15 protein-coding genes are annotated in these 11833 nt (G+C 70.2%); 11 read left to right on the top strand and 4 right to left on the bottom strand.

Annotation, left to right across the window (positions count from 1 at the left end):
• On the top strand, window positions 1–462 hold the full coding sequence (gene tadA / locus QE454_RS03225; RefSeq protein WP_373459399.1) for a tRNA adenosine(34) deaminase TadA: 462 nt from the start codon (window positions 1–3) through the stop codon (window positions 460–462).
• 4 nt (window positions 463–466) lie between these two features.
• Here tadA and QE454_RS03220 read toward each other — a convergent pair whose 3' ends face one another.
• Window positions 467–1396 carry an LLM class F420-dependent oxidoreductase gene (locus QE454_RS03220; protein ID WP_210073087.1) on the bottom strand — a complete coding sequence of 310 codons (930 nt, stop codon included), beginning with the start codon at window positions 1394–1396 and terminating at the stop codon, window positions 467–469.
• A 35-nt stretch (window positions 1397–1431) separates the two neighbouring features.
• Window positions 1432–2544, bottom strand: coding sequence for an alpha/beta fold hydrolase (locus tag QE454_RS03215; protein ID WP_210073090.1), 1113 nt, complete (start codon window positions 2542–2544; stop codon window positions 1432–1434).
• Window positions 2545–2666: 122 nt separating this feature from the next.
• On the opposite strand from QE454_RS03215, the gene proC reads away from it, so the two are divergent.
• Window positions 2667–3512 (top strand): pyrroline-5-carboxylate reductase, encoded by an 846-nt coding sequence (gene proC, locus QE454_RS03210; RefSeq protein ID WP_307458213.1) that lies wholly within the window; start codon window positions 2667–2669, stop codon window positions 3510–3512.
• A 2-nt stretch (window positions 3513–3514) separates the two neighbouring features.
• Entirely contained in the window at window positions 3515–3802 is a 288-nt protein-coding gene (locus QE454_RS03205) for a DUF1905 domain-containing protein (RefSeq protein ID WP_307458216.1), read from the top strand.
• A 15-nt stretch (window positions 3803–3817) separates the two neighbouring features.
• On the opposite strand, the gene QE454_RS03200 is transcribed toward QE454_RS03205, so the two are convergent.
• On the bottom strand, window positions 3818–4489 hold the full coding sequence (locus QE454_RS03200) for a TrkA family potassium uptake protein (protein ID WP_056224009.1): 672 nt from the start codon (window positions 4487–4489) through the stop codon (window positions 3818–3820).
• Entirely contained in the window at window positions 4482–5924 is a 1443-nt protein-coding gene (locus tag QE454_RS03195) for a TrkH family potassium uptake protein (protein ID WP_210073097.1), read from the bottom strand. The genes QE454_RS03200 and QE454_RS03195 overlap by 8 nt, the downstream gene beginning before the upstream one ends.
• Window positions 5925–5992: 68 nt before the next feature.
• Between QE454_RS03195 and QE454_RS03190 the strand changes: the two genes are divergently transcribed.
• The 8 genes from QE454_RS03190 (at window position 5993) to QE454_RS03155 (ending at window position 11793) form a co-directional block, all read left to right on the top strand.
• Window positions 5993–6388, top strand: a complete 396-nt coding sequence (locus QE454_RS03190) for a helix-turn-helix transcriptional regulator (RefSeq protein WP_307458218.1) — start codon at window positions 5993–5995, stop codon at window positions 6386–6388.
• Between the two features lie 139 nt (window positions 6389–6527).
• The gene (locus tag QE454_RS03185) at window positions 6528–6719 is read left to right on the top strand and encodes a helix-turn-helix domain-containing protein (RefSeq protein ID WP_103205849.1); all 192 of its coding nucleotides are present in this window, start codon (window positions 6528–6530) and stop codon (window positions 6717–6719) included.
• Between the two features lie 82 nt (window positions 6720–6801).
• The gene (locus QE454_RS03180) at window positions 6802–6900 is read left to right on the top strand and encodes a 30S ribosomal protein bS22 (RefSeq protein ID WP_003792170.1); all 99 of its coding nucleotides are present in this window, start codon (window positions 6802–6804) and stop codon (window positions 6898–6900) included.
• A gap of 82 nt (window positions 6901–6982) precedes the next feature.
• Window positions 6983–7276, top strand: a complete 294-nt coding sequence (locus QE454_RS03175) for a rhodanese-like domain-containing protein (RefSeq protein ID WP_210073101.1) — start codon at window positions 6983–6985, stop codon at window positions 7274–7276.
• A gap of 66 nt (window positions 7277–7342) precedes the next feature.
• A complete protein-coding gene (locus QE454_RS03170) occupies window positions 7343–7621 on the top strand; it encodes a glutaredoxin family protein (protein WP_210073103.1) in 279 nt (92 codons plus the stop codon).
• Complete coding sequence (locus QE454_RS03165; protein WP_210073105.1) at window positions 7618–7920, top strand: Dabb family protein; 303 nt, start codon at window positions 7618–7620, stop codon at window positions 7918–7920. The genes QE454_RS03170 and QE454_RS03165 overlap by 4 nt, the downstream gene beginning before the upstream one ends.
• A 109-nt stretch (window positions 7921–8029) precedes the next feature.
• Window positions 8030–9802 carry a S8 family serine peptidase gene (locus QE454_RS03160; protein ID WP_307458219.1) on the top strand — a complete coding sequence of 591 codons (1773 nt, stop codon included), beginning with the start codon at window positions 8030–8032 and terminating at the stop codon, window positions 9800–9802.
• Window positions 9799–11793 carry a hypothetical protein gene (locus QE454_RS03155; RefSeq protein ID WP_307458221.1) on the top strand — a complete coding sequence of 665 codons (1995 nt, stop codon included), beginning with the start codon at window positions 9799–9801 and terminating at the stop codon, window positions 11791–11793. The genes QE454_RS03160 and QE454_RS03155 overlap by 4 nt, the downstream gene beginning before the upstream one ends.
• Window positions 11794–11833: the final 40 nt, after the last annotated feature.

Genomic DNA, 11833 nt, shown 5'->3' with positions numbered 1-11833 from the left:
GTGACGCCCACCGCCGCAGACCTCGCCGCGATACGGCGGGCCTTCGAGCTCGCCGACGCCGCCGAAGTCGACGGCGACGTCCCGGTGGGAGCCGTCGTCGTCGACTCCACCGGCCGGATCATCGGCGAGGGTCGCAACCTCCGCGAGGCCACGGGCGACCCCACCGCGCACGCCGAGGTCGTGGCGCTGCGCGAGGCCGCCCGTAATCGGGGTTCGTGGCACCTGGCGGAGTGCACGCTGGTGGTCACTCTCGAGCCGTGCGTGATGTGCGCGGGGGCGATCCTGCAGGCGCGCGTCGACCGCGTCGTCTTCGGGTCGTGGGATGCCAAGGCGGGAGCCGCGGGATCCATGTACGACGTCCTGCGCGATCGGCGTCTTCCCCACCGCGTCGAGGTGGTCGGCGGGGTCGACGAGGAGCGGGCCGCCGCGCAGCTCCGAGCGTTCTTCGAGAACCGCCGCTGAGCGCTCAGCGCGGGAGGAGCGGCAGGACCTCGGCGCCGATCTGATCGGCGTGATCGACGTCGCGCAAGTCCATGAGCTGGAAGTAGACCCGCTCCGCGCCGAGGGCCCGCAGTCTTTCCACCTTCTCGGCGACCTGCTCGGGTGTGCCGACGATGTTCGTACCGTCGTCGAACTCCGCGCGCGTGCGGCCGATCGCCTGAGCGCGCCGCTCGATCGCGGCCTCGTCCGAGCCGACGATGGTCGGCAGCGCGACCGAGAGCTTCAGCGTCTGCGGGTCGCGGCCTATCGTCTCGCACGCGGCGCGGACGACGGCGAACTTCTCGGCCACGACGTCTTCCGCGACGAAGCCGATGTTGAACTCCGTGGCGTACTTCGCAGCGAGAGCGGGGGTGCGCTTCGGGCCGCCGCCGCCCACGATCACCGGCACCGGCGACTGCACCGGCTTCGGCAGCGCCGGCGCTTCGTCGAGCGCGTAGTGCTCTCCGCGGAACGAGAAGGTGTCGGCATCCGGAGTCGACCACAGACCCGTGACGACCTGGAGCTGCTCTTCGAGCAGGTCGAAGCGCTTCGCCGGGAAGGGGATGCCATAGGCCGCGTGCTCGCGCTCGAACCAGCCCGTGCCGAGGCCCAGCTCGACGCGTCCGCCCGACATGGCGTCGACCTGTGCGACCTGGATCGCGAGGATCGCGGGGACGCGGTACGTCACCGACGACACGAGCGTGCCCAGGCGGATGCGCGAGGTCTCGCGCGCGAGGCCGGCGAGGGTCGTCCACGCGTCGGTGGGGCCCGGTCGGGGATCGCCCGGGCCCATGCGCAGGTAGTGGTCCGAGCGGAAGAAGCCGTCGAGGCCGTGTTGTTCCGCCGAGCGCGCGAAAGCGAGTTGATCGTCGTAGGAGAAGCCCTGCTGGGGCTCGGTGAACAGGCAGTACTCCACGGGGACCTCCGGGGGACGGGCGAGTCGGGGACGGGTCAGTCGGCCGAGCGCAGGATGATCGCCTCGGTCGGCGGCGCCGGATCGGCGGGCCGACCGACGTAGCCGATGTGCGTCAGCAGCGCTCGACGGAACTGCGCCGGGCGCTCGAGGTGGACGGAGTGTCCGGCCCCCTCGACGGGGACCTCGGTGACCTCGCCGCCCTTGTCCGCATAAGCGGAGAGGACGTCGCGCGTCTGGGAGACCATCGGCTGTGCGGGGGCGACATCGGCGCCGGGCCAGTCGGGGACCACTCCGAGCGCGCCCAGGTGATTGACGTCCGAGAACGAGGCGTCCGAGACGATCGCGTCGGCGGTGCCGTAGATCCACAGGATCGCGGGCTTGTCTTCGAGGTCGACGATGCCCGAGACGTCGAAGTACTTCGGCGCCAGCGCGTTGAGCACGCCGGTCGTGCCGGGGGCGAAGCCCGGCCAGGTCGAGGTGACGACCGAGTCGCCCGGGTAGTTGCCGGTGGCCGTGGAGGTCGACAGCATCGCCTCCACCCACACGTCCTCGTGCTCGCTCCGGTAGCCCGCGGCGACGTAGCCGGAGCGGAACACCGCGCGCGGCGAGGTCGGGGCCTCGTCGGTGGTGTCGTGGTCGATGAGTCGCTGGACGAAGTCGGGGTTCGCCGCCCCCGCACCGGCGCCGGCGTCCTCATCGTTCAGACGAGATCCGTCACGCCGCGTGCCGCCGAAGCCGTAGGGGGAGATGGGCGACTGCAGCGTGAGAGAGAGAACGGGGTGATCGAGCGCGTACTGCAGCACGACGGCCCCGCCCATCGACCAGCCGACGAGATGAGCGGAGGCGATGCCGAGGGCTTCGAGCGTCGCGTGGAGATCGTCGCTGAAGTCGCGGACGCCGCGGGTGGCGTCAATGGGGCTGTGCTCGGTGCGACCGAAGCCGCGCAGGTCGACGGCGACGACGCGCAGCTCGCTCGGCAGGTCCTGCATGATCTCCTGCCAGAGCAGCGAGGAGGCGACGTTGCCGTGCACGAAGACGACCGTGTGCTCGGGGGCGGTGGCGGGGTCGTCGCCGACGCGCTCGAGCACGTTCACCCCCAGCCGGTCGGTCTCGACCAGGCGCGCGGTGATGCCGTCGAAGAGAGTCATCGCTAGTCCTCCGTATCGCTCGCCGGTGCTCCGGCACACCGTTTCCCGACTCTAACGCGCGCCCCTCTCGGTCGCACTCAGACTTGCCCCGCCGCGAGAGTCCGGTTCGTAGACTGGCTCGCATGACGGATGCCACGACCTCGCTGCCCCCGATCGCGATCCTCGGAGCCGGTTCCATGGGAGGCGCGATCCTCCGCGGCCTCGTCGCGGCCGGACTCACCGGGGGAGGGGTGACGGCGACCAACCGTTCGATCGCGAAGGCCGCCGAGCTCGCCGACCTCGACGGGGTGACCAGCGTCGCCCTCGAGGCGAATCCGGCGGGAAACACCGACGCCGTCGCCGCCGCCGACATCGTGCTGGTGGGAGTCAAGCCCGCGATGGTGTCCGACCTGCTCGACGAGATCGCCCCGCATCTGCGCCCCGGCGCGATCGTGGTGAGCCTCGCCGCGGGCGTCACCCTCGACACGTTCGCCGCTCGTCTCGGCGAGGGCGTCGCCACCCTGCGCTCGATGCCGAACACTCCCTCGCTGGTCGGCAAGGGAGTCACCGGCCTCGCCGCCGGACCCGCGGCCTCCGCCGCCGACATCGCCGTCGTCCGGGCGCTCTTCGAGACCGTGGGCTCGGTCCTGGAGGTCCCCGAGTCGCAGATCGATGCCCTCTCGACCATCTCGGGCTCCGGTCCCGCCTACGTCTTCCTCCTCGTCGAGGACTTCACCCGGGCCGCCGTGCGGATGGGCTTCGACGACGACCAGGCGCGCCTGCTCGCGGAGCAGACCTTCATCGGGGCCGCAGCTCTCATGGCATCCGCCGATGTCGATCCCGCCGAGCTGCGCCGCCGCGTCACCAGCCCGAAGGGCACCACCGAGCGCGCTGTGGCCGTCCTGCAGGACGCCCGACTCGACGACGCCTTCACCACCGCCGCCGAAGCCGCCCTCGCCCGCGCGAAAGAACTGGCCGCCGGGAGCTGACCGTGCACCTGCGGTTCACCGGGACGATCTGGTACTGGCGTGGCCCCGCGCCGTTCCACTTCGTCTCGGTGCCCGAAGCCGAGGCCGCGATGATCGCCGAGATCGCCCCCGTCGTGACTTACGGGTGGGGGATGATCCCGGCATCCGTGACGATCGGCCGCACCACCGCGACCACCTCGCTCTGGCCGAAGGACGGCGGTTACGTCGTGCCGGTCAAGAAAGCGCTCCAGGATGCCGAGGGGCTCGCCGTCGACGACGAGGTCGAGGTCGCGCTCGACATCGACGCCTGAGGCGGGCGCCGCGGCTCAGCGATCGAGCGAGGCGAACCGCTCGATGTCGGAGTTGGTCCCCGACACGATGATGAGGTCGTGGTTGGTGACGACCGTGTTGGCCTCGGCGTAGCGGAACGGCCGGCCGGGGCTCTTCACCCCCACCACGGTGACGTTGTACTTCGACCGCACGCCGGACTCGTTGAGGCCCACGCCGCGCACGAGCTTGGGCGGGTACATCTTGGCGAGCACGAAATCGTCGTCGAAGCGGATGAAATCGAGCATGCGACCGCTGACCAGATGGGCCACGCGCTCGCCGGCCTCGGCCTCGGGGTAGATGACGTGGTTGGCACCGACGCGGGCGAGGATCTTGCCGTGCGACTGCGAGACGGCCTTGGCCCAGATCTGCGGCACCTTGAGGTCGACGAGGTTGGCGGTGATGAGCACCGATGCCTCGATGAGCGAGCCCACGGCGACCACGGCCACCTGGAAGTCCTGGGCGCCGATCTGCCGCAGGGCGTCGATGTTGCGCGCGTCGGCCTGGACGGCGTGCGTCACGCGCTCCGACCACTTCTGCACGAGCTCGAGGTTGCCGTCGACGGCCAGGACCTCGCGGTCGAGTCGGTCGAGCTCGCCGGCGCAGGCGGCGCCGAAGCGGCCGAGTCCGATCACCAGGACGGGCGCGTCACTGCGGATGCGTTCAACCAACGATGGGCCTTTCCACGGGGAGCGCGTACAGCTGCGACCGGGACGACGCAGCCACTGCCGCAGCGAGTGTCACTGTACCAATGCGCCCCATGAACATCGTGGCCGCCATCACGTACTTCGCGGCTTCGGGGAGCTCGGCGGTCAGGCCCGTCGACAGGCCGACGGTGGCGAAAGCCGAGACGACGTCGAACAGCACGTGCTCGATCGGGGCGTCGGTGATGCGGCTGATGGTGACCGTCGAGATCGCGACGATGGTTGCGCCCCACGCGACGACCGAGAGGGCGACCCGCTGCACGTCGCTCGGGATGCGGCGACCGAAGGCCTGCACCGAGGGGCGGCCCTTGGCCTCGGAGAACACCGCCAGCGCGAGCACGGCCAGGGTCGTGACCTTGATGCCGCCCGCGGTGGAAGCGGATCCGCCGCCGACGAACATGAGCATCGATCCCACGATCAGGGTGGCCCCGTTGAGGTCGCCGATGTTGATGACGCTGAACCCGCCGGAGCGTGTCATGGCCGAGAGGAAGAACGCCTGGAAGGTGGTGTCCCACGCATCCATGCTTCCGAATGTGAGGGGGTTGTCGTATTCCAGCAGCAGAATGACCCCGGCTCCGGCGAAGAACAACACGACGGTGGTGATGATGGTGAGCTTCGCGTGCAGGGACCACAGGCGGAAGCGCCAGTAGTGCCGCCACAGCGTGAAGATCACCGGGAAGCCGATCGAGCCGAGGAAGACCCCGGCCATGAGCACCGTGAGCAGGAAGTAGTCCTGAGCGAAGGGTGTGAGGCCGTCGGCGTTGGGCACGAAGCCCGTGTTCGTGAACGCCATCGCCGCGTAGTACGGCGCCTCCCAGAGCGCCACGAGCGGGCTGATCCCGCCGACGACGAGCGAGGGGTAGATGAGGACGGTGAGTCCCGCCTCGATCACGAGCGTGGACAGCGCCACGGTGCGCAGCAGCTGGCCGACCTCGCCGAGACGCACGGTCTGCCCCTCGTTCACCGGCCCGCCGTGCACACGCAGGGGGTTGCTGTCGCCGGCGGCGATCAGCTTCGCACGAAGACCCAGGCGCTTGGAGATCACCAGCCCGAGGATCGAGGCGAGGGTCAGCACACCGAGGGCGCCGACGTTGACGCCGATGTAGGTGATGACGCGTCCGAGGGGGGAGAAGTCGGAGTACATGTTCAGCGTCGACAATCCAGTGACGCAGATCGTCGAGACGGCGGTGAAGAGCGCGTCGGCGAAGGGGAGGCGCACACCGGTCGCCGAGGCGGCGGGCAGAGAGAAGAGCGCCGTGAACAGGGCGATGAGCGTCACGAACACCAGCACCGCGAAACGCGCGGGGGACGCGGTCGTGAGATTGCGTAATCGGTCCCATGCCTCGAAGGCGATGCGACGCAGTCGCACGGCCAGTCGAGCCTCGTTCGGCGTCGCCGCCATGCGCCGCTCCCTTCGGTGCCCGAACCCGAATCATGGTACTCGGGCCGGGGCGCCGCTAATCTGATGCCATGGCGGACATCTTCGACGTGATCGCTGACGGAACGCGTCGCGACATCCTTCAGCTGCTGCTCGACCGGTCAACCGGTGGTGAACGGGGGACGAGCGTCTCGCAGATCGTCGCCGCTCTCGGTGTGAGCCAGCCGACCGTCTCCAAGCACCTGAAGGTGCTGCGCGAGGCGGAGCTCGTCTCTGTGCGCGAAGAGGGACAGCACCGCTACTACAGCCTCGCGGTCGCCCCTCTCGACGAGGTCGACGACTGGCTCGTCCCGTTCTTCTCCATCGACGACGACCACGAACCGGCCCTTCCTGATTCGGCGATGCACGCCGCCGAGGTCGTGGGCCGCGCCGCCGCGTCGGTGAAGCACTCCTTCTCGACCGCGTTCCGCAAGCTGCCGGGGCGATGAGCCCGCGGATGCCGCGGAATCCCGGCATCCGCTCATCACATTCGTCACAGTGGGCCCATAGGTTTACAGCCGTCCCAGCCAGACCCTAGAGTGTGCTCAGCATCAGGAGGGTGAGTTCACCCGGAACGAGGGGTGAACGATGGCCGAGTTGCCGGACGTGCGGTTCTTGACGGTCGCCGAGGTCGCGGAACTCATGCGCGTCTCGAAGATGACGGTCTACCGTCTCGTCCACGCGGGCGAGCTCCCGGCGGTGCGGTTCGGACGCAGCTACCGGGTGCCCGAATCGGCCGTCGCCGATGCCGTGCAACGACCGGTGTCCGACGTCGGCTAGACTGATCCGAGGCTTTTTTTCAACGCCTGCTGTTCCCGGGGGCCGAAATCGGCACCCAGACCCCGACTTAGTGAGGTTTTCCGTGGGTTCTGTCATCAAGAAGCGCCGTAAGCGCATGGCGAAGAAGAAGCACCGCAAGCTGCTTCGCAAGACTCGTCACCAGCGCCGCAACAAGAAGTAAAGCGGCCACCACACCGAGCGCCTGTCCGATTCGCGACGGGCGCTTCGTGTATCCGGTGCCGTTCGTCTCTCCGGAGGTAAGCATGCAGTCCATCTCGGTCCACGACCTGCACGCGGGGCGTGAACGCCCCCTGATCGACGTGCGCGAGGAGCACGAGTTCGCCGCGGGTCACGTTCCCGGCGCCGTGAATCTTCCGATGTCGACCATCGGCGAGCACCTCGAGGAACTCCCCGGAGAGCCGTTCGACGTGATCTGCCAGGCCGGCGGTCGCTCGGCGCGGGTCGTCGAGGCCCTCACGGCGCGCGGGCACGATGCGACCAACGTCGAGGGTGGCACGGGCGAGTGGATCGCCTCGGGCTACGACGTCGAGTCCTGACCGGCGAGCGGACACGCGCGTCGCGCACCGGCTCTCGCCCTTCCCCCGCCTTCTAGGATGGTCAGGGTGACGACTCTCACGCTGATCGGAAAGCCCGACTGCCACCTCTGCGATGTGGCGGAGCAGATCGTCGAGACGGTCGTGGGTGAGCTCCCCGAGCGAGCCGCCGACCGCGTCACGATCGAGCAGGCCTCGATCGCCGATGACGCCGCCCTCTACGACAAGTGGTGGGAGAAAATCCCCGTCGTCCTCATCGACGGGGAGCTTCACGCGCACTGGCGCGTCTCGGCCGACCGTCTCCGCGCCGCCCTCCTCGCGGCAGACACCCAAGGAGCCTCCGCGTGAGCATCCGTCACATCGTCCTCTGGAAGCTCTCGGCGGACGACGCCGACACGCGCGCGCTGCACGCGGAGCAGATCGCCGAGCGCTTGTCGGCCCTCGACGGGGTCATCGACGAGATCCAGCACATCGAGGTGGGTCGCAACGTCGTCAACCCGCAGTCGAACTGGGACGTCGCTCTGGTCAGCGAGTTCGCCGACGTCGACGCGCTCGAGCGCTACCAGGTGCATCCCGCCCACCAGGAGGTCGCGGCCTTCGTGCGCTCCGTCGTGGCGGAGCGGTCTTCGGTCGACTACCCGTTCTGAGCGGGCTCGGCCCCGACGGGGGCTTTCTTTTGCCCGTTAGTGATAACGGTTCTCAATATCGATAAGCTCTCGATCGGTTCACCCGAGCCACTGATCGAGAAAGCTGTCCATGCCCCCACGCCTCCGTCGTCGACCGACGACTTCCCTGGCCGTTCTGCTGCTCTCAGCAGCGGTCGCATCCACCGCCTGCAGCGCCCCGCCGGCGGCATCCACCGGTTCCCCCGACAGTCGGCGAATCCTCGTGTCGACCGCTCCGGGATGGGCCTCCGCCGCCCCCGAGGCGTCGCTCGACGCGCGCCTGACGGCCACCGTGCTGCTCACCGACTCGGCGACGGCCGCGGAGGCGAGTGCGGCGCGCTCGTGGCTCGAAACGGCCGGAATCGAGATCGTCCGAGACCGTGAGAGCATCCGCGCGCTCTCGGTGACCGGGCCGGCGTCGGCGTTCGCCTCGGCCTTCGACACCTCCTTCGGTGAGACGACCGTGGACGGTCGCGCGGCGTTCGCTCCCACCCGCGATCTGTCCGTTCCTCGCGAGGCCGGTGCCATCGAGTCCGTCGCCGGCCTCGTCGATACCGACGCGATGAGCCCCAGCACCGACGCCGCGCCCGTGCGCAGCGACGATTGCGCCGCGTACTGGGGGCAGACGCTCTCGTCGTCGTGGCCGTCGTCGGTCCAGGTCGAGCATCGCTCGAACGCGCTGTGCGGGTACGGGCCCACGCAACTGCGCGCGATCCACCAGCTCCCGGCGGATGCGCGCGGCGCGGGAGCGACCGTGGCGATCGTCGGAGTCTTCGACGATGACACGGTCGCCGCGAACACCGACGCCTACTTCGCGCGGGAGGGTCTGCCCGCTCTGCGGGAGGGGCAGTACACCCACCACGCTCCCTCGAACCCGGACGTCACCCGCTGCGGAGGTCCCTCGGCGTGGACCGTCGAGCAGCATCTCGACGTGCAGGCGGTGCGCGCGATGGCCCCTGACGCCGACATCGTCTACTGGGGGGCCGACGACTGCCTCGCCGCGACGCTCTACCTGCGCGTCCTCGACGCCGTCGAAGCCCCCGTCACCCCGAGTGTGATCTCGCTCTCGTTCGGCGGGCCCGAAGAGCTCGACACCGATGCCGACCGCACCCTGCTGAACCGCGTGCTGGTCGAAGCCGCGTCCCGCGGTGTGTCGGTCTTCGCCTCGAGCGGCAACGACGGCGACTACTCCCTCGCCGGCGACCACCACGACGAGACCGACGTGGCGACCCCGGCCTCCAGCCCGTACGTCACCGCGGTGGGCGGGGCCAGCATCGGCCTCGACGCCGACAATCGCATCGCCGTCGAATCCGGGTGGGAGGTGCAGACCCGCTTCGCCCAGAACGGTGGCATCATCCCGCCGGGCTTCCTCTACGGCGCCGGAGGCGGGGAGTCGGCCTTCTACCCGCGCCCCAGCTGGCAGAGCGAGCGCATCGCGCACGCGGGATCGGGGCGACTCGTCCCCGACGTCGCCTCGCTCGCCGATCCCAACACGGGCTTCACCGTCGCGGTGCCGCGTGACGGGGCACTGTCGTACGAGGCCCACGGCGGCACGAGCCTGGCGACGCCGATGGTCGCGAGCATGGTCGCGATCGCCAAGGCGCGCACCGGGGTGGAGGTCGGTCTCGCCGCGCCCTTCCTGTACGCCCTGGCCGGGTCGAGCGCGATTCGCGACGTCGTTCCCGCGTCAGCCGGCACGTGGTACCGCCGCGACGAGAGCACCGGTCAGCTGTGGCTCGAGACCCTCTACCTGTGGGACACCCGGCCCCAGTCCCTGCAGACCGCGGCCGGGTGGGACCCGGTCACCGGTGTCGGCATTCCGAACGGCGCCGACTTCCTCGATCGATTCGGAGCAGACCAGTGACCCCGCGACCCCGTACCCGGTTTCTCGCCGCCATCGTCGGTGCGCTCATCACGGCCGCCGCTGTCGCGGGCGCCGTCCCCGCGAACGGGGCGGTGTCGATCCCCTCGACCTCGGCCTCCGGCATCCAGATCCTCGATGCCGACGGCGGTGCGCTCCAGCAGCCCGCGCCCCTCAGCGAATGGACCAGCGGGGCGACCGTCGACAACTCCCTCTCGGAGACCGGCGATGCGCTGAAGCTCAACACCACCCGCGCGACCGGGTTGACCGCCCGAGCGGCCTCCGACGGAGCGCAGACGAGAATCGACAGCGGCCTGTTCCAGCTGCGCGACCGCGTCCCTGTCGCCTTCACCGGTCTGCGTGCCAGCTGCGGGACCGACGGGAGCACGTCGGTGACCTTCGACACGCTGACGGTCGACGGCAAGGACGTCTTGAATCCGTCGAAGCTGTCGGCGGGATACACGGTCGCGTTGCCGACGTCCGCCACGTGGGGGGCGACGCGGCTGATCGTCGCAGAACGCACCATCGACCGCGGTCGAGCCCAGGTGACGGCCCTGCGGATCGAGGCCGAAGCGGGGTGGTCGGAGATCTGGCGCGTGCGTCTCGGCGTGGTGGCGTGTGCTCCCGCGGCGTCTGCGTCACCCGCCCTCGTCTCGGGTGTCACCGTCACAGCACCGAACGGGGCCGCGCTGATCCCGGGCGCTCCCCGCCTGGAGGCCGAAGGCTCGGTCGCCGCGCAGGCGGTGAGCGGGGCGGCCCCGGCGTCGTCCGCAGCAGACGTCTCCGTCGCTCATGCGGCCGACGGGTCGAGCGCGGTGTCGGTAGGATCGTTCCGCCAGGTGCCGGATACATCCTCCGTCGGCGAGTACATGTGGTCGGCCCTACGCGTCTACGGCCTGCGTCTTTCGGTGGACGGCGACGGCTCGTCGCGCGTGAGCTTCGCCGACACCGGATCCGCCGTCTTCGTCAACGGGATCTGGATCAACACGGGAACCGACCTCTACACGGGCCTGGATGCCACGGGCTCGCCGCGCGTGCGCGTGCACCTGAACGAGCGCGTCACGCAGAGCGACGGCAGCGTACTGATCACCGCGTTGCGCTACGAGGACCTCACGGGGGCCTACCCCGCGGTCAGCCTCGGCGTCGTGCGGTGGTCTCCCGCGGCGGCCGCGCCGACGCCCACCCCCGAGCCGTCGACGACCAGCGCGCCACCGCTCCCTCCGCGTTACGCCTTCGCCGTCGACGCCGTAGGCCCCTCGGCCATCGCACCTGCTTTCGTGTCCGCACCCGGGGAGACGAAGGCCGCGCACGCCGCTTCGGCCGACGCCGGTGCGCAGACGGTCACCGACGGTTTCGCCGGCCAGATCAGCGTGCGGGGGATCGAGACAGCCAGCTCCGCCGGGGCGGCTTCGGTGGGGGTGGACGACCTCGTCCTGTACCCCGGGACGGCGATGGAGGTGTCGCTGCGGGACGTGCGCCTGCAGGTCACGTCGACCGGTACGACGCTGACCACCGGTGGCGGTACGGTCGCCGGGCAGACGGTTCCGGCGGGGGCGGTGCCGGCGGGGACCCGCTTCGCCGTGGCGGGGCGGACGGCGGTCGTCACGCTGAACGCGCAGGCGGTCGACGGGCAGGCGCAGACCGCTGTGGCGCTCCAAGTGGATGACCGTCGCGGCCTCGGCGCGCTCGTGCGCGTCGGCGTCGTCGCGGCCGACGCTCCGCAGAACTCGTCGGATCCGGGATCCGGGAGCCAGCCGGCACCGCAGCCTCGGCCCTCGGACGGCTCGTCCCCCGAGCAATTGACGCCCGGCCCGATCGGCAAGGACGACGTGCGCGCCCCCGGCGGTGTCGCGGCATCGACGTCGGGAGCGTTGGCGAAGACCGGTGCGGATGTCTCGGCCGTTCCCGGGCTGATCGTCGCGGGGGCGTTCGCGGCCGTCGGTGGCGCGGTCCTGATCGTCTTCACCCGACGCCGTCGCCAGGGACGCCGTTGAGGGGAGGGGGCTCCGGTAGCGCACCGGAGCCCCCTTCTCG

This window comes from Microbacterium sp. SORGH_AS_0454 (assembly GCF_031453395.1).
GTDB lineage: Bacteria > Actinomycetota > Actinomycetes > Actinomycetales > Microbacteriaceae > Microbacterium.
This window is presented reverse-complemented; position numbering and strand designations above follow the sequence as displayed.

What these genes read in the sequence shown, in the direction of transcription:
- QE454_RS03215 (WP_210073090.1), bottom strand. Translation starts at nt 2,544, where the DNA reads ATGACTCTCTTCGACGGCATCACCGCGCGCCTGGTCGAGACCGACCGG.
- proC (WP_307458213.1), top strand. Translation starts at nt 2,667, where the DNA reads ATGACGGATGCCACGACCTCGCTGCCCCCGATCGCGATCCTCGGAGCC.
- QE454_RS03195 (WP_210073097.1), bottom strand. Translation starts at nt 5,924, where the DNA reads ATGGCGGCGACGCCGAACGAGGCTCGACTGGCCGTGCGACTGCGTCGC.
- QE454_RS03190 (WP_307458218.1), top strand. Translation starts at nt 5,993, where the DNA reads ATGGCGGACATCTTCGACGTGATCGCTGACGGAACGCGTCGCGACATC.
- QE454_RS03185 (WP_103205849.1), top strand. Translation starts at nt 6,528, where the DNA reads ATGGCCGAGTTGCCGGACGTGCGGTTCTTGACGGTCGCCGAGGTCGCG.
- QE454_RS03175 (WP_210073101.1), top strand. Translation starts at nt 6,983, where the DNA reads ATGCAGTCCATCTCGGTCCACGACCTGCACGCGGGGCGTGAACGCCCC.
- QE454_RS03160 (WP_307458219.1), top strand. Translation starts at nt 8,030, where the DNA reads ATGCCCCCACGCCTCCGTCGTCGACCGACGACTTCCCTGGCCGTTCTG.